The organism is Idiomarina baltica OS145 (genome assembly GCF_000152885.1).
Classification (GTDB): Bacteria; Pseudomonadota; Gammaproteobacteria; order Enterobacterales; family Alteromonadaceae; genus Idiomarina; species Idiomarina baltica.
In genome coordinates, this window is the sequence record NZ_CH672407.1 from 200204 (window position 1) to 221613 (window position 21410).

Annotated in this window: 18 protein-coding genes and 1 other RNA gene; 6 read left to right on the plus strand and 13 right to left on the minus strand. The window is 49.2% G+C overall.

From position 1 onward, the window contains the following. Positions 1-155: 155 nt before the first annotated feature. From gcvP to gcvT, 3 genes are all read right to left on the minus strand, one after another. The gene (gene gcvP / locus OS145_RS10035) at positions 156-3044 is read right to left on the minus strand and encodes an aminomethyl-transferring glycine dehydrogenase (RefSeq protein ID WP_006956315.1); all 2889 of its coding nucleotides are present in this window, start codon (positions 3042-3044) and stop codon (positions 156-158) included. 103 nt (positions 3045-3147) lie between these two features. After that, the gene (gene gcvH / locus OS145_RS10040) at positions 3148-3537 is read right to left on the minus strand and encodes a glycine cleavage system protein GcvH (protein WP_006956317.1); all 390 of its coding nucleotides are present in this window, start codon (positions 3535-3537) and stop codon (positions 3148-3150) included. Positions 3538-3605: 68 nt separating this feature from the next. Beyond that, positions 3606-4685: a glycine cleavage system aminomethyltransferase GcvT gene (gene gcvT / locus OS145_RS10045; protein ID WP_006956320.1), complete on the minus strand. Its 1080-nt coding sequence runs from the start codon at positions 4683-4685 to the stop codon at positions 3606-3608. Positions 4686-4827: 142 nt separating this feature from the next. Here gcvT and OS145_RS10050 point away from each other — a divergent pair, with 142 nt between their 5' ends. After that, on the plus strand, positions 4828-5670 hold the full coding sequence (locus OS145_RS10050; RefSeq protein ID WP_006956322.1) for a LysR family transcriptional regulator: 843 nt from the start codon (positions 4828-4830) through the stop codon (positions 5668-5670). A gap of 8 nt (positions 5671-5678) precedes the next feature. Here OS145_RS10050 and OS145_RS10055 read toward each other — a convergent pair whose 3' ends face one another. The 4 genes from OS145_RS10055 to OS145_RS10070 are packed head-to-tail and all read right to left on the minus strand — an operon-like array spanning position 5679 to position 9905. Next, the gene (locus OS145_RS10055; protein WP_006956324.1) at positions 5679-6845 is read right to left on the minus strand and encodes an FAD-dependent oxidoreductase; all 1167 of its coding nucleotides are present in this window, start codon (positions 6843-6845) and stop codon (positions 5679-5681) included. Then, on the minus strand, positions 6842-8008 hold the full coding sequence (gene ubiH, locus OS145_RS10060) for a 2-octaprenyl-6-methoxyphenyl hydroxylase (RefSeq protein ID WP_006956326.1): 1167 nt from the start codon (positions 8006-8008) through the stop codon (positions 6842-6844). Before ubiH ends, OS145_RS10055 begins: the two co-directional genes overlap by 4 nt. Next, positions 7990-9312, minus strand: coding sequence for a Xaa-Pro aminopeptidase (gene pepP, locus OS145_RS10065; RefSeq protein WP_006956327.1), 1323 nt, complete (start codon positions 9310-9312; stop codon positions 7990-7992). Before pepP ends, ubiH begins: the two co-directional genes overlap by 19 nt. A gap of 23 nt (positions 9313-9335) precedes the next feature. Beyond that, entirely contained in the window at positions 9336-9905 is a 570-nt protein-coding gene (locus tag OS145_RS10070) for a UPF0149 family protein (RefSeq protein WP_006956328.1), read from the minus strand. Positions 9906-10057: 152 nt separating this feature from the next. Between OS145_RS10070 and zapA the strand changes: the two genes are divergently transcribed. Together zapA and ssrS are read left to right on the plus strand one after the other, a co-directional pair. Next, entirely contained in the window at positions 10058-10375 is a 318-nt protein-coding gene (gene zapA / locus OS145_RS10075; RefSeq protein ID WP_006956329.1) for a cell division protein ZapA, read from the plus strand. Positions 10376-10383: 8 nt separating this feature from the next. After that, a non-coding RNA gene (ssrS, locus tag OS145_RS13235) (6S RNA) lies at positions 10384-10569 on the plus strand. A gap of 21 nt (positions 10570-10590) precedes the next feature. Here the strand turns inward: ssrS and OS145_RS10080 are convergent. After that, a complete protein-coding gene (locus OS145_RS10080; RefSeq protein WP_006956330.1) occupies positions 10591-12159 on the minus strand; it encodes an amidohydrolase family protein in 1569 nt (522 codons plus the stop codon). A gap of 40 nt (positions 12160-12199) precedes the next feature. Between OS145_RS10080 and OS145_RS10085 the strand changes: the two genes are divergently transcribed. The 3 genes from OS145_RS10085 to serA all read left to right on the plus strand — a co-directional run bounded on the left by OS145_RS10085 (position 12200) and on the right by serA (position 14768). Further along, a complete protein-coding gene (locus OS145_RS10085; protein WP_006956331.1) occupies positions 12200-12799 on the plus strand; it encodes a 5-formyltetrahydrofolate cyclo-ligase in 600 nt (199 codons plus the stop codon). 70 nt (positions 12800-12869) lie between these two features. Then, a complete protein-coding gene (rpiA, locus tag OS145_RS10090; protein ID WP_006956332.1) occupies positions 12870-13538 on the plus strand; it encodes a ribose-5-phosphate isomerase RpiA in 669 nt (222 codons plus the stop codon). Beyond that, the gene (gene serA, locus OS145_RS10095; protein ID WP_006956333.1) at positions 13539-14768 is read left to right on the plus strand and encodes a phosphoglycerate dehydrogenase; all 1230 of its coding nucleotides are present in this window, start codon (positions 13539-13541) and stop codon (positions 14766-14768) included. Here serA and phoU read toward each other — a convergent pair. The 5 genes from phoU to OS145_RS10120 form a co-directional block, all read right to left on the minus strand. Continuing rightward, positions 14765-15487, minus strand: coding sequence for a phosphate signaling complex protein PhoU (gene phoU, locus OS145_RS10100; protein ID WP_006956334.1), 723 nt, complete (start codon positions 15485-15487; stop codon positions 14765-14767). The two genes, serA and phoU, sit on opposite strands and share 4 nt — an antisense overlap. Before the next feature lie 11 nt (positions 15488-15498). Beyond that, positions 15499-16314 carry a phosphate ABC transporter ATP-binding protein PstB gene (pstB, locus tag OS145_RS10105; protein WP_006956335.1) on the minus strand — a complete coding sequence of 272 codons (816 nt, stop codon included), beginning with the start codon at positions 16312-16314 and terminating at the stop codon, positions 15499-15501. 27 nt (positions 16315-16341) lie between these two features. Beyond that, a complete protein-coding gene (gene pstA / locus OS145_RS10110; protein ID WP_006956336.1) occupies positions 16342-18003 on the minus strand; it encodes a phosphate ABC transporter permease PstA in 1662 nt (553 codons plus the stop codon). A gap of 22 nt (positions 18004-18025) precedes the next feature. Continuing rightward, a complete protein-coding gene (locus OS145_RS10115; RefSeq protein WP_006956337.1) occupies positions 18026-20299 on the minus strand; it encodes an ABC transporter permease subunit in 2274 nt (757 codons plus the stop codon). Between the two features lie 63 nt (positions 20300-20362). After that, entirely contained in the window at positions 20363-21346 is a 984-nt protein-coding gene (locus OS145_RS10120) for a PstS family phosphate ABC transporter substrate-binding protein (protein WP_006956338.1), read from the minus strand. Positions 21347-21410: the final 64 nt, after the last annotated feature.

Sequence of the window (21410 nt, forward strand, 5' to 3'; positions counted from 1 at the left end):
ATCTCCACTTAATTGAACCGCGCGTAGCATACGCGATTCGATCAACGGCTTCTGTAAAGGCCCGGTAAGATTTATGCAAAGCTCTGCGAGAGGCATAAAAAAAGCGAACCCGGAAGTTCGCTTTTTTGGTTGATTGGAACAAAATTTATTCCAACTTACCGATACTCTTCAATACTCGGGCATGAGCACATCAGGTTACGGTCGCCGTATACGTCATCGATACGGTTAACGGTTGGCCAGAACTTGTCGTAGCTTACCGCTTCAACCGGATAGGTTGCAGTGTGACGGTCGTAAGGACGGTCCCACTCAGCATCGGTGATATCGGCTAGCGTGTGTGGTGCGTTAACCAACGGGTTGTTGTCTTGCGGCCACTCACCTGCTGCGATTTTGTCAGCTTCTTGCTTGATGCAAACCAACGCTTCAATAAAGCGATCGAGTTCTGCTTTAGATTCAGATTCGGTTGGCTCAACCATGATGGTACCCGCAACTGGGAAGCTCATCGTTGGTGAGTGGAAGCCGTAATCCTGCAAGCGTTTCGCCACGTCAATCTCGGCGATACCGGCGTCTTCTTTCATTTGGCGCAAGTCGATAATACACTCGTGCGCGACACGGTTGTTACGACCACGGTACAAGATCTTGAAGTGCTTGCTGAGTTTTTCAGCAACGTAGTTAGCATTCAGAATCGCAGTTTCTGACGCTTCACGTAAGCCACGACCGCCCATCATCGCGATGTACATCCAAGAAATAGGCAAAATGCTTGCGCTACCATAAGGTGCTGCTGATACTGCGCCATTGCCCAACTCAGTGGTCTTCAAGTTAATGATGCTGTGGTTTGGCAAGAACGGTTTTAAGTGCTCTTTCACGCCGATCGGACCCATACCTGGACCACCACCACCGTGTGGGATGCAGAAGGTCTTATGTAGGTTTAAGTGCGATACATCCGAGCCAATGTAGCCTGGAGAAGTAACACCCACCTGCGCGTTCATGTTGGCACCGTCCATGTAAACTTGGCCACCAAACTCGTGTACCAGCTCACAAATTTCACGGATGCCTTCTTCATACACACCGTGTGTCGATGGGTAGGTCACCATGATGCATGACAAATGATCGCCCGCCTCTTCGGCTTTAGCTTTCAAGTCTGCCATGTCCACGTTACCGTTTTTATCGCAATCAACCACGACCACTTTCATGTTCATCATCTGTGCTGAAGCCGGGTTGGTACCGTGCGCTGAACTTGGGATCAAGCAGATATTACGGTGGCCTTCGCCGCGGCTTTCGTGGTATTTCTGAATCGCCAATAAGCCGGCATATTCACCCTGCGCACCTGAGTTCGGTTGCATTGAAAGCGCATCGTAACCGGTGATATCAACCAACCACTCAGACAATGACGAAATCATTTCTGCGTAGCCTTGCGCTTGCTCGACAGGGCAGAATGGGTGCAACTGAGCAAACTCAGGCCAAGTCACTGGGATCATTTCAGCGGTGGCGTTCAGCTTCATGGTGCATGAACCCAATGAGATCATTGAGTGGTTCAATGCTAAATCTTTGTTTTCCAGCTTTTTGATGTAACGCAGCATCTCGGTTTCTGAGTGATACTCGTTAAATACTGGGTGCGTTAGGTAGTCCGATTCGCGTACCAATTGCGCTGGAATTGATTCGACTTCTTTGCTCGCTACGCGGCTATCGAGGACTTCAACATCCAGTCCATGGTCATCACCGAACAAGACGTTAAATAATACTTCAACGTCTGCACGTGTTTTGGCTTCATCCATGCTGATACCAAACACGGCTTCACCGTCATTACGCAGGTTAATGCCAGCCGCTTTAGCGCGCGCCAACACGTCGGTCGCGTTCTCTTTCATCTCAAAAGTCAGCGTATCAAACCAATGCGCGTTGCTGATTTGAACGCCTTTATCCTGCATACCCAAGGCTACGATGTCAGTTAATCGATGGATACGGTTAGCAATGCGACGCAAACCTTGTGGCCCATGGTACACCGCATAAAACGACGCCATGTTGGCCAGTAATACCTGCGCGGTACAGATGTTCGAGTTAGCCTTCTCGCGACGGATGTGCTGTTCGCGGGTTTGCATTGCCATACGCAACGCAGGGCGACCACGTGAGTCTTTAGACACACCAATGATACGACCGGGCAATGAACGTTTGAACTTATCACGAGTTGCAAAGAATGCGGCGTGTGGTCCGCCATAGCCCATTGGTACACCAAAGCGTTGTGCGTTACCAAATACGATATCCGCACCCATTTCGCCCGGAGATTTCAGCATCAACAAGCTCATCAGATCGGAAGCCACCGAAACAATCGCCTTCTTCTCTTGCAGCTCGCCAATCAACTGTTCAATGTTGTGCAGTTCGCCGGTTTTGTCGGGGTACTGTAATAACGCACCAAACACGTCGTGGTCAGATGCTTCACGCGCCGGGCCGACAATAATGTCAAAGCCGAAGTATTCAGCGCGTGTTTTAACCACGTCGATGGTTTGCGTGTACACGTTGTCCGCAATGTAAAACGCGTTTGATTTTTTGTTTTTCGATACCCGCTTCGCCATCGCCATTGCTTCGGCAGCTGCCGTTGCTTCATCAAGCAATGAGGCACTCGCAAGATCTAAACCGGTTAGATCCATGGTCATTTGTTGGAAGTTCAATAAGGCTTCCAAACGACCTTGTGCGATTTCGGGCTGGTAAGGCGTGTATGCAGTATACCAACCTGGGTTTTCTAATACGTTACGTAAAATAACGTTAGGCGTTACCGTATCGTAGTAGCCCATACCAATGTACGAGGTAAAGATCTGGTTCTTTTTCGCAATGGCTTTGAGTTCAGCCAATGCTTCACGCTCAGTTTTAGGCTCGCCGACTTTTAAAAAAGGGTCGCGTAAAATAGAGCCTGGAACCGTATCTTTGGTCAACGCTTCTAAAGTATCTACGCCAAGCTCTTTGAGCATGGCTTGCTGCTCATCATGACTCGGACCGATATGACGGCCAATAAATTCATCGTGATGTTCTAACTGCGTAAGGGTAGTACTGGTCATTTACCTCGGCCTCGTACAAATTGGGAATCGAACAGTGCAAAAAAACACGGAACCCCGGAGCATGCCGGGGTCCATCACTTTCCTTGTGGCGTTACATTAACGCTTAATCTTCGTCGATAGACGCTTCATACGCGTCGGCGTCGAGCAAGTTACCTAGCTCACCGCTGTCTTCCGCTTTAATGCGGAACAACCAACCGTCACCATATGGGTCGTTGTTGACGTTTTCTGGCGCGTCTTCAAGATCTTCATTAATCGCGATAACTTCACCGCTAATCGGTGCGTAAATGTCTGAAGCTGCTTTAACAGACTCCGCAACCGCTACGTCATCGCCTACTGACACTTTGTCACCCACTTCAGGTAACTCAACAAACACCATGTCGCCCAAAAGGTCTTGCGCGTGCTCGGTGATACCGATAGTGAAAGTGCCATCGCCTTCATCACGTACCCACTCGTGAGTTGACGCATATTTAAGATCCGCTGGAATGTTGCTCATAACTCTATCCTTCTCAATCCAACTGCCGCTGGCAGGTTGTCTGACTATTTAACTAAATTCTGACGCTATTATAAAACAGATTGACCGTTTCGCACGAATGCAGGTTTAACAACCTTCACAGTGACCTGTTTTTTGCGCATCTCAACTTGTGCGGTATCACCCACGTTCGCAGGCACGCGTGCCATTGCGATTGAAAAACCAAGTGATGGTGAGAATGTACCAGAAGTGATGACACCCTCGCCACCATCAACGATCACTTTCAGACCGTGGCGCAAGACGCCTTTGTCTTCCATCACCAAGCCAACCAGTTTGTGGTGACCGGCTTGTTTTTGTTGTTCAAGCGCTTGGCGGCCAATAAAGTCGCGGTCAGTCGGTTCAAATGCAACACTCCAGCCCATATTTGACTCAAGTGGGGTGACCGACTCATCCATGTCTTGTCCGTAAAGGTTCATACCGGCTTCTAAACGCAACGTATCGCGCGCACCTAAACCACAGGGGGCTACGTCAGCAGCGATGAGTTGCTTCCACAAATCATTGACTTGCTCGGCTGGCACAATAATTTCGTAACCTTTTTCGCCCGTATAGCCAGTGGTAGCGATAAATAAATCGCCCACTTGCTTACCTAAGAAAGGCTTCATGCCTTCGATGGTTGCGAAGTCTTCGCTGCTCAACACGGCGTTTAACTTAGCTTCTGACTCGGGGCCCTGCACAGCGATCATCGCCATGTCATCACGCTCATTAATGGTGACATCAAAATCTGCAGCGACTTTTTCGATCCAACCGAGGTCACGTTCGCGGGTGGCTGAGTTAACCACCAAACGGTATGAGGTGTCGCTAAAATGATAAACGATGAGGTCATCAATTACGCCACCCTGCTCGTTGAGCATGCTGGTGTACTGCGCTTTACCTTCGGTTTTTAATTTAGCAACGTCGTTGACTAACAAGTAGCGTAAGAACGCTTGGGCTTGCTGCCCCGCTACATCAACAATGGTCATGTGCGATACGTCGAACATGCCGCAAGAACGGCGAACGGCGTGGTGCTCTTCAATTTGTGAGCCATAGTTCAACGGCATATCCCAACCGTGAAAATCGACCATTTTTGCGCCGGCTTCGACGTGCGCATCATAGAGCGGAGTTCTGCTGCCCATAAGACATCCTTTTGCTTTAAATTTAGCCAGTAATATGGGCGCAAATTATAGGCGTCTTGCACTTAAGTTTAAAATCAATAATGCTTATAATTGCATTTATTTTTTAAATACCCGAAACGTTAACTATTTAAGCATTTAATTTATGAAACATTTATCCACGGATGCCCTGCGTAGTTTCGTTGCAGTGATTGAGTTTGGCGGCATTACCGCTGCCGGCGAACGTTTAGGTCGCTCACAACCGGCCATCTCGATCCAAATCAAAAAACTGGAGCAACAATTAGGGGCTGAATTATTGCAGCGCCAAGGGCAACGGTTATCGCTCACCCCCGATGGCGAGCGCGTTTACGATTACGCGCAACGTATTATTAGTTTACATGAGCAACTGCTCGCGCAGTTTCAGCCACAGGCGGTATCCGGTGATATCCGGCTGGGGATTACCAGCGAATTCGCTTCGAGCTTGTTACCCAACGTACTGGGTCAGTTCGCGCAGGTTTATCCACAAATCGCATTGCAGGTCACCTCGGCATTGAGCAAGGATCTCTTCGCGGGCTTAGGTGAACGTTTTGATATGATTTTGGCGCTCAGGGAACAACGTAACCCCAATGACATGCTGCTACAAAATGATGCCTTAGTCTGGGTGGGCACACCCGCTGCATTTGAGCAACGCCCGCTACCATTGGTTGTTGCACCGGAGGGCTGTATCTATCGTAAACGGGCTGAACAAGCGTTGCAGCGTGCACGTATTGATTATCGCATTAGCTATACCAACTCAGACTATTCCGGCTTAACCGCCGCCCTAAACAGTAACTTAGGTGTTACGGTGCTCGCCAAAAGTACCATTCCAGATAGCCAAAGCTTAATCAGTAGTCCACAGTTGAAAGAGCGATTACCTTCGCCAGGCGATATTAATATCGTATTACGCTTAGATAGTCGTGCGTCATCCGCAGCAAAACAGCTTGCCGAATACCTAAGCGCACGTATTTAACCGCGCGCTTAGCGACCGAGCGCAACTTCTGCCAATTTTTGTTTAATTGGCGTAATACGCTCTGCGGCAAGGAATCCCAGCGAACGAACCGCCTTTATCCACGGATTAGACGTGCCGAAGCCTCGTTTGAACAGCTCCATCGCTGCAATCATCGTTTGCGTATCGGCTTTACGTTCGCGTTGATAACGCCCTAGGCTACGAGTCAGGCTACTCAGATCCGCTAACTCACGCTGCTGTAGGTTCTCCAATAGGCAAACGCAATCCGCAAACCCTAAATTAGCACCTTGTCCCGCCAGGGGATGAATGGTGTGCGCGGCATCGCCTACCAATACAACGCGTTGCGCGTGCCACTGTTGTGCATATTGCATACGCAGAGGAAAGCCTTTTACATCGGAAATCAGCTCAGCTTCACCTAAGCAACGTCCACTTTCGGCCGTTACAAACGGCGCCAGCCGTGCCTTATTCGCTAAGCGGGTCTGCGCCAGTGAGCTATCCATACTCCAAACGATAGATACGACATCAGTGTCCGGGGTTGGCAATAAGGCCAAAGGCCCGGTGGGTAAGAACACTTGGCGCGCAACGCCGTTGTGCGGTTTCTCCATCCGCAGGTTCGCGACTACGCCCACTTGCTCGTAATCCCAAAAGCGCACCGTTAAACCGGCTTGTTGGCGCAGTCGCGAGCGCCCGCCGTCGGCGCCAATAATCAACTGGGCTTGCGCGCGTTGTTGCTCTCCGTACTCAATTTCTGCCGCCTGCTGTGCACTGCCGCAATCACGCAAGCGCCATTGTGCGGTTTTCGTAATCACAACACCGGCGGCTTCTGCGCGTTGCCACAAAAAATGTTCCAGTACACGGTTTTCGGTAATCGCGCCTAAGTCATCTGCATTGGCTTCGGTCGCGGAAAAATGAATGTCTGCCGGGCTGTCTTTATCCCATACATGCATATCAGTGTAGGGGCCGATACGAAAGTCACTGACCAACGGCCAGACACCTAACTCATCGAGTAAGGCTCGGCTGCGATGATTAAGTGCGCTAACACGCAATTCTAACTCATTGGGTAATGCTGGCTGCTCATGCTGCTCAATCACCATCACCGAGCGACCTTGTTGCTTTAGGCCGAGTGCCATAGTGAGGCCGATCATGCCGCCGCCAATCACAATAACATCGTAATTCATGACTTCATTCCCATGGTCAGTCGTGCAAAGCGACTACGCAGCGGTGCGCAGTGCTGTAACGTCATTAAGGCTAAATTGCGTGGCACCACCATTAAACGGTTAGTATTTGAAAACCCCCGCACTAGGCCGTCCGTCAAGTTAATGATAGCGTCATAATCCCTTGTGCGTGACTGCTGATAAGCATCAAGCACGGCAAAGGTTCCCGGGTCCAGCGCTGCTGAAAGTTCCTGTACAAGGCACTCCACGTCGCGTAAGCCAAGATTAAAGCCCTGACCGGCGATCGGGTGCAGCGCGTGCGATGCATTGCCGATAATCACCGTTCGATGATAGGTCGAGCGCAAGGCCTTTTTAAGCTGAAGCGGATAGAACACCGGCTCTGAACGGGCTGTCAGGCGCCCTGCCCGATAGCCAAACGCACGCTGACAGCGTGTCAAAAACTCCGCGCTACTCCATTGTTTCGCGGTTTCGGCCTGTTCCGGATTGAAGGTCCACACAAGTGATGCCTGTTGGTTTGCCATGGGCAGGAGAGCCATGGGACCAAACTCGGTAAAGCGTTCGTAAGCCCAACCTTGCAAATCACGATCGAGTTTAACGGTGCTGATACAGCCAATTTGTTGGTAATCCTCAACTTGCCAGGGCAACCGACAGAGCGAGCGGATCTTTGAGTTTTGCCCGTCCGCGCCAATCACGAGCTGAGTATCGATGACTGCGCCACTCACGGTTTCAACCTGCACTTTGTCGGTCTCGTGATGCAGCTGTTCAACTGACTCCCCCGCTAACCAGGTGACATTGTCCAGTTGCTGACAGGCTAAGTAGAAGCGATTAACCAGCTCTGCCGCGGATACTACATAGCCTAATGCGTCCACCTGCTCTTGCTCTGCATGGATTTCTGTCGCGCCTAAGTAGCCTTTATCGCTGATATGAATATGTCGAATAGGCGTCGCATCGGTCAGCTCGCCCAATACGCCAAGCCGCTGTAATCGCGCAGCCGAAGCAGCCGCCAAAGCAATAATACGCTTATCGTTCGGTGGCCCTTCTAAGCGAGGTTCGCATACTAAGATCTGCCAATCTGGACGTTGTCGCGCCAGCATCACGCCAGTTAGAGCGCCGACCAAACTACCGCCAGCAATGACAACATCAGCTGTTAATTTTTTTGCATCCAAGACTCTATCTCTTCAATAGTTTTCGGCACAGCTTGAGTCATGTTTTCAAAGCCGTCCTCAGTCACAACTAAATCGTCTTCTATTCGCACGCCGATACCGCGCCAGCGTTCATCGACGCCCGACTCGCGTGAAATATAAATGCCGGGCTCAACGGTCAACACCATACCCGGTTGAAATGTGAGCGGCTCGCCATCGGTCGACTTATAGCGACCCACATCATGAACGTCTAATCCTAGCCAGTGGCCTAGCCCATGAATAAAGAATTTCTTCCAACGGTTGTTGGCAAAGTTCTCGTCGGCATCACCTGACAATATTTCCAATAAAGTCAGCTCATCATTAATCACTTTTGCCGCCGCTTCGGTGGCCGCCTTGAGTGTGTCACCAGGCTTAATGTGTTCAAATGCCGCCTGTTGTGCTTTTAACACGATGTTGTAGATCATCGCTTGCTCTTCAGAGAAGCGACCGTTAATCGGAAACGTACGTGTAATATCCGCTGCGTAGCCTTGGTATTCTGCCCCCGCATCAACCAGCACTAGATCACCATCGTGCAACACGTCACGGTTGTCGGTGTAGTGCAAAATGCAAGCGTTGGCACCACCGCCACAGATAATGCCATAGGCAGGTGCTGGCGCGCCTTGCATCGCAAACTCATGCTGCAATTCCGCTTCAAGTTGGTATTCCATGGCGCCGGGTTTGCAGAACTTCATGATGCGCTTAAACGCATCACTACTAATACGCGCTGCTTCGCGCATCACCGCAAGCTCCTGCGTTGACTTAAATTGCCGCATGGCATCCAATGTCGGACGTAAATCCTCAATACGGTGTGGAGCAACATACCCTTTTCGCTCATTGGCACGAAGAAAATCAATCGCATCGCGCACTTGCGCTTCAAGCACGCTGTCTTCGCCCATCAAGACAAGCACACTGCTCGCGCCATTGAGTAGCTCGCTGATATCATCCTCAAAGCTATCAATATCTCGCCCCTCGTCGACTGCCAGCGCATGCACTGCGTTATGGAAGCCTAACCGAAGCCCATGCCAGACCTCGGACTCTGGATCTTTATTTTGACAAAATAGAAGACTTCTTGGCTGTCCCTCAATTTTAGTCAGTACCAATACGGCATCCGGCTCATTAAACCCGGTCAGATAATGAAAGTAACTATTCTGCCGAAACGGGTACTCTGTATCGTTACTGCGAGTCAGCTCACTGTGTCCGGATACAATTGCGACGGTGTTTTGAGGCATACGAGATAGTACTCGTTCACGACGCTGTAAAAACTCATCTTGAGGAATAACCGGTTGCATAGCCGCTCCTATGAAGTCTGTACTTAATGTAACGTTTTTGAATCGGGTTTAGATTGAGCTAGCTCACGTGCACCGAGTTCTGTAAAACACATCATCGCCGATACACGTAAATATTCGACGATTTCAAAGTAAGCGCGCTCGGACTCTTCTGAGTCATCAACCTCAAACTCCAACTTGGCGATCTCGATCATGTCATCGAGCGCTTCACGCAAATCACCGCTGGTGGCCGCGATATTCGCTTGGTTAACTCCAAAGCCCACCAAAAATGATTGCACCCAGCCCGCTAACGCATTTAAGCGCTCTTGCAATGGGGCGTTATCTTCGGGCAATAAAAGTTGAAAGCCGAGGTCGCGGTCAGCCAAAGCATGCTGAATTTCCGTTGCCTGCTGCTTTAATAATTTGGCAAGCTCCGCAGGTAATTGTTGCCCGTCGTAAATGAGGTCACTGAGCAACCCGTCAAGATCGGGGGAATCGGGCTGTGTACCTGTTGCCACGAGGCCAACCAGTATCCCTTGTACTTCGGCAGGCTGCGGCGTCACATCATGTTGCGCATAGAGTGATGAGATGCGATCATAGTTAAATCGAGCTGTCATAGATATCGTTCTATTTAAAATCTGGTGTTGTCATCCTAACACTCGGCTTTGCAATTCGCTAGCTGACAAACATTGCCAAGGCATGCCATAATAAGCAGTAGAACGCATGCAGAGCATGCACTTAACGCAATGTGTAGCAGGGAGTCGGCATCATGACGAGTCGCACAATGGACATCACTTTATTGGACCGAAGCTATCGGGTAAACTGTCCGGTAGGTCAAGAAAGTGCTTTGCAAGAAGCGGCTGATGCGTTGAACGAACGGCTCAATGACACAAAAGAACGCACGAATTTGCACAATGTTGAGCAAATTGCCGTCATGACAGCGCTAAACTTGTGTCATGAGTGGATGAACGATCAGAAAGAGCAAGCCGCGAAAACGGCGAAGCTCGAAGAAAAGATTCAATTGCTGCAGGCAACGATTGAACAAGCTATGAGCGAACAGCGCGCTCAGCGTGGCCCGCAGCGATAACAGTTTAGGGTTTCCTGGGTCGTACGCTAATAGACGTATGTCCCTGAGCCGATGCTTTTACTTAAGGGGATCACTGGCCCGTCATGAGCAAGCCCGGCACGCACCGGGAAGCCTACGATGGATCCCACTTGCTCCCCGCCTTGAACCAATGGGTTCAAGGGCTACCGTCAGATGGCGGCGTCACCGGGAAACCACCCTTTTGTTTGCTTAAAGCCTCACGATTCTCGTGAGGCTTTTTCTTTGGCGACTATCTCACGCACATCCTTGAGCAGTTGTTGCGCATCAAAAACAATGCCGTCCTTAATGGTGTAACGAATGCCCTGCGTACGGATCGGCTGATTATCCTCATTAAGCTTAAAGTGGCCTGTGCCATACAGCACTTTAAAGTTCGCTAACGGATTCTCTTTTACAATAACCATGTCCGCTTTTTTACCAATCGCGACACTGCCGATATCATCATCCATGTTGAGCGCTTCAGCACCGCCCATAGAGGCCGCATAAATAACTTCAAGCGGATTGAGCCCCGCCTCTTGCAGCAGTTCCATTTCTCGGATGTAGCCAAAGCCGTAAATCTTGTAAATGTAACCCGCATCAGAACCCAGCGTGAGTCGACCACCATGGTTGTGAAAATCATTTAAGAAGGTCATCCATTTTTGGTAATTATGCTTCCAGGCAATTTCATCTTCCGTCGTCCAATCAAACCAATAGGAACCGTGTGCATAGCGGCTTGGCTCAAAGAAATCCCATAAGCGCGGTAAGGTGTAATCTTCGTGCCATACTGCTTGACGCTCACGCATTAAGTCTCGTGATGCCTCGTAAATGGTTAACGTCGGATCGATAGTGAAATCGAGTTCAATTAACTCATCACGCACCGCATTCCACTTTTCAGACCCCGGTTCCGCTGCTTGTTTCCAGAGGCGCCCGGCCTCTTCAAAACGATTCTGTTCGTCGTTGTAGTTATAATCAGCCGGATAGTTCTGAATCGTTTGGTCTTCAAATAATGCTTCGGGTAAGCCATACCAGTGCTCCATCGACGTCAGGCCCAGTCGCGCTGAATCCAGTGCATTCATCGATTTCACGTTCAGTTGTGCGTGATGCATCATGGTACCTAAACCTTGCTTATTAGCCTCGTCGAGTGCTGCCTCCATGACACGCCGCGAAGCGCCAAAGAACTTAATCCCTGCTGCGCCCTGTGATTTAATATAACGCACCCAATCGCGGGCTTGCTCAGCCGTATAAATGGGCTCTTCACGTCCCATGCCAAAACCCACATACGGTACAATTCGTGGTGCAGTAATACGGTTATCTGCTGCACGTTGCTGATGCCATTTCACCCAGTCTAAGCCATTAAAGCTACCGGGCTCACGGATGGTGGTAATGCCATGCGCCAGCCATAATTTGAGTACATATTCAGACGGAATTCCCTCCGCTGAACCTCCAATATGCGCGTGCATATCAACAAATCCGGGTAAGATGTAATGACCACTAACGTCCATCTCTTTATCACCCGATCTCGCCTCGGGGCGCCCATCGGATTTAATGGGCACACCGGGATGTCCGACACTGACGATATTTACGATCCGATCATTCTCGATCACGATATCGACAGGTCCCCGAGGAGGTGCACCCTCGCCGGTGACTAAAGTCGCTCCGCGCAAGATCAAGCGCTCATAAGGACCTTCGCCGCGATCACGCTCAGGTGCTTTCGGTGGTCCTTGTTGCGCCAGTGCACTGGACGCGATGATGAAACCACACAAAAGGCATATCGTTTTTATCATTTTCATAAGGTATGCTCTGTTTCATGTTAAAAAGATGGGAGTAAGCATGACCCGAGATGAATGGCGAAGCAAGTTAAAAGCACGTCGAGCCGCTATTTCTGAACCGATGCAACGGCAAGCTAGCCACGATGTTGCCGCTCGTGTTGCAGAGCGCGCACAACAATCATCGGGATACGCTGCCATTTTTTTAAGTTTTGCCAACGAGCTCAATACGACACCGGCTATCGAGGCATTGTGGCAAGCCAACATGGCTACCGTGGTGCCTGTCTTACATCCATTTAGCCCTGGCCATTTACTATTTTTAAAGTTAACCCCCGATACGCGACTGACTAAAAACCGATATGGTATAGAAGAGCCACAGCTGCGTGTCGACAACGTGGTTCCACTTAGCAAGATCGGTTGTATGTTCATGCCGTTGGTTGGTTTCGATGCGTATGGTAACCGTTTAGGCATGGGCGGTGGTTACTATGACCGCACACTCGCCGCTTGGCGCGCCGGTCAACTACCTCAACTGCAACCGATTGGTATCGCCTACGATGAGCAATATGTTGAACAATTACCAATACAAGCGTGGGATGTGGCGATACCTGAAGTGATCACACCGACACGACATTGGTCCTTTAAACACGAACCTAAGTTTTCTTAGCGATGCGTCATCAAAATCGGTATACTGATGTGCCATCAAGTATCACAACAATCTGTATGGGAACCCCGCTATGTCCGCTTCCGATAAGTTAAAACAACAAGCCGCGCAAGCTGCCATTAAGTACGTCGAGAAAGGCGCTATCGTCGGCGTCGGTACTGGCTCTACTGTTAACTTCTTTATTGATGAATTAGCTAAGATCAAAGACGATATCGAAGGCGCTGTTTCAAGCTCAGACGCCTCAACCGAACGGCTCAAACAACATGGCATTGAAGTTTTCGAACTGAACAACGCCCCCGAGGTTCCTGTTTATATTGATGGCGCTGACGAAATTGACGAACACGGTCAAATGATTAAAGGCGGTGGTGCCGCACTTACACGTGAGAAAATCGTCGCTGCGGTTGCCAAAAAGTTCGTCTGCATCGCTGATGAAAGCAAATTAGTCGGTCGACTGGGTACATTTCCGTTGCCCGTTGAGGTGATTCCCATGGCACGTTCCTATGTTGCGCGTGAAATAGTCAAGCTCGGCGGCGATCCTGTTTGGCGTCAAGGCGTGACCACCGACAACGGTAACTGGATACTTGATGTGCACAACTTCGATATCCTTAATGCTGTTGAACTCGAAGAACAACTGAACAATGTAGTCGGTGTTGTCACCAACGGACTATTTGCAGCCCGTTCTGCCGATGTTGCCTTACTGGCAACCTCAGAGGGTGTTAAAGAGCTGACGTGGGGAAACTAAATGGCCGTTACATCACTCGCAAAAGACAAAATTAAAGTACTATTACTCGAAGGTGTCCATGACAGCGCCATCGAGTTACTTAAGCAACAAGGCTACGACCAGCTCGAAATCCTCAAAGGCTCACTCGATGAGGATGAGTTGTGCGAGAAAATCAAAGACGTACACATGATTGGTATCCGCTCGCGCACGCAGTTAACTGAGAAAGTGTTCGCTGCGGCTGAAAAGCTTATCGCGGTTGGATGCTTTTGTATTGGTACTAATCAAGTCGACTTAAAAGCCGCACAAAAGCACGGTGTAGTCGTATTCAATGCACCGTTTTCAAATACACGCAGCGTCGCTGAATTGGTGCTAGCCGAAACCATTATGTTGTTGCGTGGCATTCCGCAAAAAAACGCGCAAGCGCATAAGGGAGGCTGGCTGAAGTCGGCCAACCATGCGTACGAGGTGCGAGGCAAAATACTCGGTATCGTTGGCTACGGTCATATCGGTAGCCAACTGAGCGTATTAGCGGAGCAGCTCGGTATGCAAGTTATTTATTATGATGTCGAGACCAAGCTACCCATGGGTAACGCGCGCTCTAGCAAACGCCTGGATGATCTACTCGCAAAAGCCGATGTGGTGACTTTGCACGTGCCAGAAACACCTTCAACCCGCTGGATGATAGGCTCTGCCCAGCTGGCTAAAATGAAACCAAATAGTTTGCTGATTAATGCTTCTCGCGGCACCGTCGTCGATATCGAAGCACTTGCTGAGGCGTTAACCAGCGGTCATTTAGCCGGAGCCGCTATCGACGTATTCCCAGTGGAGCCTCAAAGCAACCAAGATCTCTTTGAATCTCCGTTATGTGGTATCGAAAACTGCTTGCTGACGCCGCATATTGGCGGCTCGACCGTTGAGGCACAAGAAAATATTGGTATCGAGGTCGCCGGTAAGCTGGTGCACTACTCTGATAACGGCTCAACACTGTCGGCGGTAAATTTCCCAGAAGTTTCTTTACCACAGCACGCAACCGCTCGCCGTTTACTGCATATCCACAAAAACCAACCCGGTATGATGAACGCGATCAACAGTATATTGAGTGATTTTGAGATTAACGTAGCGGGCCAGTACCTACAAACAGATGAAAACGTTGGTTATGTCGTGATGGATATTGATACCGACAATGGCACCGAATTGCTTGATAAAATGAAGGCAATTCCGGGCACGATCCGCGCCCGGCAGCTGTTCTAAGGGGCTCTGTCACCTTTGACTGTGCGCTCAATGCTCTCGGGCGAGACATGGCGCACATCTTTTCCTTTGACGAAAAAGATGATGTATTCGGCAATATTTTGGCAACGGTCGCCCATGCGCTCGAGCGAACGCGCGGACCACAACACATTCATGATTTTAGGAATCGAGCGCGAGTCTTCCATCATGTAAGTCATCAATTGACGTGTCAGTGCCTCATACTGACGGTCTGCCTGCTCATCTTGGCGGTGTACCTCATAAGCAGCATCAAGATCCATCCGGGCAAATGCGTCGAGTACTTTACGTAGCATGGTCAAAATTTGATGACCTAAATTCTCTAAGCTGACCAACAACTGCTGTTGATCATTACTGAAGCTTTCCTTCGCCACTTTAGCGATGCGTTCTGCTTCGTCACCAATTCGTTCTAAATCAGCAATCGTCTTAATAATGGCAATAACTAACCGTAAGTCACTCGCCGCAGGCTGACGTTTTGCAATAATGTGCACGCACTCTTCGTCAATTTGGACTTCGAGTTTATTGACCTTGTGGTCATTACTCAGGACCTTCTCCGCTAATTCAACATCAGCGGTTTGAATCGCCGTAATGGCGTCACTTAATTGTTGCTCGACCAAACCGCCCATACTCAATACGCGGTTACGCACGGCTTCCAATTCCTCGTTAAACTTATTGGAAATGTGCTTACCCATGTTTAATTTATCCATGCCTGTACTCCTTAACCGTACCGTCCAGTGATGTAATCTTCCGTACGTTTTTCCATGGGCGTGGTAAACAACGTGTCGGTGTTGGCATATTCAATGAGCTGACCCATATACAAAAATGCGGTCTGGTCAGACACACGCGCCGCTTGCTGCATGTTGTGCGTAACAATCACAACGGTATATTTTTGCTTTAAATCGGTGATGAGCTCTTCAATCGTCAACGTCGAAATAGGGTCCAACGCAGAGGTCGGCTCATCTAACAGTAAAATTTCCGGCTCAATCGCGATCGACCGAGCAATGACCAAGCGCTGCTGCTGACCACCCGATAAACTGAAGGCACTCGCATTCAGTCGATCTTTTACCTCATCCCATAATGCCGCCCCTCTGAGTGAGCGCTCGACGGCTTCGTCCAGTACACGGCGATCTTTAATGCCTTGCAAACGCAAACCATAGACCACGTTCTCATACACCGACTTAGGAAAAGGGTTTGGGCGCTGGAACACCATACCAATACGGCGACGTAATGCAGCAACATCCACACCTTTGTCATAAATGTTTTTACCGTGCAGTAAAATATCGCCTTTCACTTTGCAGCTCTCAACCAGATCGTTCATGCGGTTGATGCAGCGCAGTAAGGTCGATTTACCACAGCCAGATGGACCAATGAATGCAGTGACACCGTGTTTAGGGACACTCATCGAGATATCGTGCAACGCACGATCTTCTCCATAGTATAGACTCAAATTTTTAATTTCGAGTGCGCGCTGATCGTCTGTTAAATTCGCCAAGTCTAATTTTTCGCTGGCATTATTTGGACTAACCGAAATCATCAATGCTGTCCTTCTATTGCTAAGTGATTATTGCTCAAGTGCACGGTATTTCTCACGTAAGTGATTGCGCACACCGATGGCCGTGAGGTTGAGTCCAACAATCACAGTAATCAGTAAAAACGATGTCGCATAAACTAACGGGCGCGAAGCCTCTACATTAGGACTTTGGAAGCCGACATCGTAAATATGGAACCCTAAGTGCATAAATTTGCGATCTAGATGGAAGTAAGGAAAGTTGCCATCAACCGGAAGCATTGGCGCAGATTTAACCACCCCAACCAACATCAACGGTGCCACTTCGCCTGCCGCGCGAGCCACCGCAAGAATAAGGCCGGTCATTATTGCCGGAGACGCCATAGGTACGATAATTCGCCAGATGGTTTCCCATTTAGTCGCACCTAGTGCCAACGAGCCCTCACGTAAGCTACTTGGAATACGCGCAAGCCCTTCTTCCGTCGAAACAATCACCACTGGCAAGGTTAAGATCGCTAAAGTAATCGCAGACCACAGCACGCCCGGCGTACCAAAGGTTGGATTAGGTAGTGCTTCTGGGTAAAACACTTGATCAATGCTACCTCCGACCATGTAGACGAAAAAGCCGAGACCAAAAACACCATAAACAATCGACGGAACACCCGCGAGGTTAATCACGGCAATCCGAATCAGCTTGGTCACTGGATTTTTGCCTGCATATTCGTGCAAATAGACTGCCGCGACGACACCAAAAGGCGTAACAATCACCGACATCAACAGCACCATGAATACGGTACCAAAAATTGCCGGAAAAACACCGCCTTCGGTGTTCGCTTCACGAGGTGGCTCGGAGACAAACTTACCAATTTGTTGGAAAAAATGACCGATCTTTGCAAGTAAATGCATGTCGTTCGGGAAGTTAACATCCAACACGCGGTACAACGGCACAGCAACCGCTTCGCCCCGAAAATCTTCGACAATAAGCGTATCCCGTGCGGCTCGATCACGAATCTCAAACAACGCTTTTTCTAACGTTTGGTATTCCGCTTGTAACCGCTCTCGCTCCGCTTCAAGGCGTGCCAAGGCCTGCTCAGTTAATTGTCCTTCAAGTTTTAAGCGGCGTTCCTCCAAGCCTAATTCGCTCAACTGATAGTTGATCCGGCCAATTTCATCTTCCTGTAGCGCTTGTCCCTCATCGTGCAGTTCGACTGCGCGCTCAACACGATCGAATAACACCTCGCGGAAATCAGCTTCTTCATACCCAGCGATTCGCTCACCTTGTTGCTCAATCGCAATGATACGGCCATAGAAATTTCCGTCTTTTGTACGTTCAATGATCGCCATATCAGTGGGTGTTTTATCTTCAACAATAGTTGGCTCGACCACCCAAGTGAAGTCCAACGGCACATACTCGCGGTTACCGATTTTCATCAAGTAACGTGTAATCAGTTCACCTTCGCTCGCATCGACCTCAACACCTGATTGCCGGACACGGTCAATAGGTACTTCTTCGCTATCATAGATTTCGCCGATAAGCGTGCGTGTCTCGCCCGATGCTGTTTCGATGGTCATTTGATGAATCGCTGTCGGCCAAAAAAATGATAATCCACGCCAACCAATCATTAACACTAAGCCTATAACCGCCACCAAGCTCACACTCACCGCGCCAGCCGTCAACCAAATCCAAGGCTTTCCAGTTCTAAACCATTGCTTCATGAGTAACCTCTAACTGTCAGCCCTACATCGAACTGTATTTGTCACGTAACCGTTGACGGACAAACTCGGCGATGGTGTTAAAGAAAAACGTGAAGATGAACAACACGAATGCGGCTAGGAAAAGAATGCGATAATGCGAACTTCCCACTTCGGATTCGGGCATCTCGACCGCGATGTTGGCTGATAAGGTGCGCATACCCTCGAAAATATTCCAATCCATAATCGGTGTGTTACCTGTCGCCATAAGTACGATCATAGTCTCACCGACAGCGCGTCCGAGCCCCATCATTATCGCTGAGAAGATTCCGGGGCTTGCTGTCAGTAATACGACTTTAGTCAGCGTTTGCCACGGTGTCGCACCGAGCGCTAATGAACCATTAGACAAGTGCTTAGGAACACTAAATACGGCGTCCTCTGCGATAGAAAAAATGGTCGGTATCACCGCAAATCCCATGGCTATCCCTACCACCAACGAGTTTCGCTGATCAAAGGTGACGCCTAACTCATTGGTCAAATAGCCGCGTACATTGCCGTCGAATAATACGGCCTCAACCCACGGACTCATTGAAAAGGATAACCAGCCAACGAATAACACAAGCGGCACGAGAATTAACGATGCACGCCCCTCACCTAACGTATTACGCACTTGGGACGGTAATAACTGCCAAAGTGCAGCGAAGCCAATAATAGACAACGGTGTTAAGATAATCACCGCCAGCACACCGGGCAAATAAGCTTCAATAATCGGTGCTAACCAAAGTCCCGCCAAGAAACCTAGAATAACCGTCGGTAGTGCCTCCATAATCTCAACAGTCGGTTTAACCACTTTACGCACTGAGGGCGACATAAAGTAAGCCGTGTAAACTGCAGCCGCTAAACCAATGGGTACGGCAAACAACATGGCATAGAGTGCAGCTTTGATCGTACCAAACGAGATCGGCACTAAACTAAATTTAGGCTCAAAGTCGTCCGAACCCGAAGTTGACTGCCAGGTATACGAAGGCTCTGGATAACCTTCATACCAAACCTGTTCCCATAATCCGCTCCACGTCACTTCCGGGTGTTCATTACTCAATTTGAATAATGTTAGCTCATTACCGGCTTCAGCTAAGAGATGGTTAGCACGCGGATCGATCGTGATCATTTGTGTTTCTCGGTTAGGCAAAGCCTCATGATAGAGGTCCGCCTCAGACGTCGTATGAAATATATTCAGCTTGCCATCGTGGGTCACCGCATAAAATGTACGACGATAGTCCTCGACTTCTAAGTCAACAATTTGTCCGCCGGCATCAAACTGGCGAATGTACTTAAACGTTCGTCCTTCGTCAGTGGGCACTTCAAACCATTGTGAGATAACACCACTTTCATGGGTGACCAATACGGTGGCGGCACCGGGCATCAAGTGTAATGATTGCGCCTGGCCAAACTGCCGCCCGTTAAGCGTGATCACTTGGCTTTCACTCACTGCACCGGACATGCTGACTGAGTAAACCACAATTCGGTTATTAATCAGTGCAAAAACTTTATTTAAATCGGGCGTAACCGCAATATCTCGTATCGAAGCGGTCATTTTACGTTGTTCATATTTAGGTGTGAGTGATATCTCGCCTGTCAAAAAGTTTTGTTCTGCTGCAAACTTTGTAATCAGTAACGTATCAGCACCAGTGACTGCCGCCATCAGCATACCTTCGCCATCCGTCGCATAAGCCAACTGCTCAAGTGGACGTCCCTGCTCATCGACTTGCAACGGTTGCTCATTATTGAGTACCTCAAAGCGCGGCATAATCAGTCGTTCAACTTGACGAGTACCCTGTGTACGAGCCGTCTCTGGAAAAGTGACGCTGAATTTGGGCTGCACAATAAGGGCTTTCCCATTATCTAACCCATAGACAAACTGCTGATTAACCGGTAACGAGCGCGCGAAACTAGTAATTTTGCCTTGCGGCACTAACATACGTTGTTCAATCACATCGCCGATTTTACGTTCTGAAAAGGTATTATCTTGTAAGGCAAAAAACTCACCTTTGCCGGATGCGCCAAAGCGATAACCAATTTCAGCCTGTTCTTCCATTCCCAGCGCCAAAGTTTGGTCATTGGCTTTAATGTCAAAGCTATGCATCGGCTTGACCGAAGCGGATTCAAAAATCGGTTGCACGACATAAAGCAAATAGAAAAATATAAGCAACAGCGCAACCAGCACCAAAACACCACCGGTGGTAACACCGACACGCGCCAGCCTATCTTTTAATAAGCGCGCCTGACTCGCTTTTAGTTGCTGCTCTGTTTGCCTGTCCATACCTTTCCTATTAACGTGTTAAGCCAGCGCATGGGCGCTGGCTATTTAACTGAATAACACTGTTTATTCTGCGTTATGCAAACCTAATTTTTTAAGCTCAGCATCCACGATAGCGCGGGGCAATGCAATATAACCGTCCTTGTCGACAATAGCTTGTCCCTGCTGAGACAAAATCATCTTTACGAACTCGGCTTCAGCTTTACTTAACGGTTGGTTCGGGTGCTTATTCACATAAACATATAAAAAGCGAGCTAAAGGATATTTACCGGCCAAAGCATTTTCACGGGTTGCTGAGACAAACTCATGACTGTCACCGCGAGCAATCGGTACCGCGCGAACGCCTGAGGTGACGTACCCGATACCCGAGTAGCCTACTGCATTCAGCGACGTTGAAACCGATTGTACAACAGAGGCAGAGCCAGGTTGCTCATTTACATTGGCCTTAAAGTCACCGTCACACAGCCCCGCTTCTTTAAAGTAGCCATAAGTACCTGACACCGAGTTGCGGCCGTACAACTGCAAATCTTTACTCGCCCAATCGCCTGTTAAGCCGAGTTGACCCCAGCGAGTGATAGGCTCTGGAAAACCACATTTTCGTGTCGAAGAAAAAATACCATCGACTTCCGCAATCGACAGACCTTTAACCGGATTATCCTTATGAACGAACACCGCCAGCGCATCAATCGCGACACGAATGGGTGTCGGCTTATAACCGTGGCGCTTCTCAAATGCTTCTATTTCTTTTGACTTCATGGCACGGCTCATCGGTCCAAAGCTCGCTGTACCTTCAGTCAGTGCCGGTGGTGCAGTCGAAGAGCCCGCAGCCTGAATTTGAATGTTTACGCTAGGGTACATGCGTTTAAACTCTTCACCCCAGAATGTCATCATGTTGGCTAAGGTATCAGAGCCTACCGAAGATAGATTGCCGGACAAGCCCGACACTTTCTCGTATTTTGGTAAGTCATCCGTCGCGTGTGCAGGACTCATCAGTGCCATCATCACACTGAGGCCTAAAAGCTGTTTGACTGCCTTGTTGAACTTGTTCATGCTGTTTGTCCTCACGTGACTTTCACAAAACCAGTTGACCGTATTTTCAGCAGTTTATGAGATT

Coding starts and splice junctions, on each gene's coding strand:
- gcvP (WP_006956315.1), bottom strand. CDS start 3,044: ATGACCAGTACTACCCTTACGCAGTTAGAACATCACGATGAATTTATT.
- gcvH (WP_006956317.1), bottom strand. CDS start 3,537: ATGAGCAACATTCCAGCGGATCTTAAATATGCGTCAACTCACGAGTGG.
- gcvT (WP_006956320.1), bottom strand. CDS start 4,685: ATGGGCAGCAGAACTCCGCTCTATGATGCGCACGTCGAAGCCGGCGCA.
- OS145_RS10050 (WP_006956322.1), top strand. CDS start 4,828: ATGAAACATTTATCCACGGATGCCCTGCGTAGTTTCGTTGCAGTGATT.
- OS145_RS10055 (WP_006956324.1), bottom strand. CDS start 6,845: ATGAATTACGATGTTATTGTGATTGGCGGCGGCATGATCGGCCTCACT.
- pepP (WP_006956327.1), bottom strand. CDS start 9,312: ATGCAACCGGTTATTCCTCAAGATGAGTTTTTACAGCGTCGTGAACGA.
- OS145_RS10070 (WP_006956328.1), bottom strand. CDS start 9,905: ATGACAGCTCGATTTAACTATGATCGCATCTCATCACTCTATGCGCAA.
- zapA (WP_006956329.1), top strand. CDS start 10,058: ATGACGAGTCGCACAATGGACATCACTTTATTGGACCGAAGCTATCGG.
- OS145_RS10080 (WP_006956330.1), bottom strand. CDS start 12,159: ATGAAAATGATAAAAACGATATGCCTTTTGTGTGGTTTCATCATCGCG.
- OS145_RS10085 (WP_006956331.1), top strand. CDS start 12,200: ATGACCCGAGATGAATGGCGAAGCAAGTTAAAAGCACGTCGAGCCGCT.
- rpiA (WP_006956332.1), top strand. CDS start 12,870: ATGTCCGCTTCCGATAAGTTAAAACAACAAGCCGCGCAAGCTGCCATT.
- serA (WP_006956333.1), top strand. CDS start 13,539: ATGGCCGTTACATCACTCGCAAAAGACAAAATTAAAGTACTATTACTC.
- phoU (WP_006956334.1), bottom strand. CDS start 15,487: ATGGATAAATTAAACATGGGTAAGCACATTTCCAATAAGTTTAACGAG.
- pstB (WP_006956335.1), bottom strand. CDS start 16,314: ATGATTTCGGTTAGTCCAAATAATGCCAGCGAAAAATTAGACTTGGCG.
- pstA (WP_006956336.1), bottom strand. CDS start 18,003: ATGAAGCAATGGTTTAGAACTGGAAAGCCTTGGATTTGGTTGACGGCT.
- OS145_RS10115 (WP_006956337.1), bottom strand. CDS start 20,299: ATGGACAGGCAAACAGAGCAGCAACTAAAAGCGAGTCAGGCGCGCTTA.
- OS145_RS10120 (WP_006956338.1), bottom strand. CDS start 21,346: ATGAACAAGTTCAACAAGGCAGTCAAACAGCTTTTAGGCCTCAGTGTG.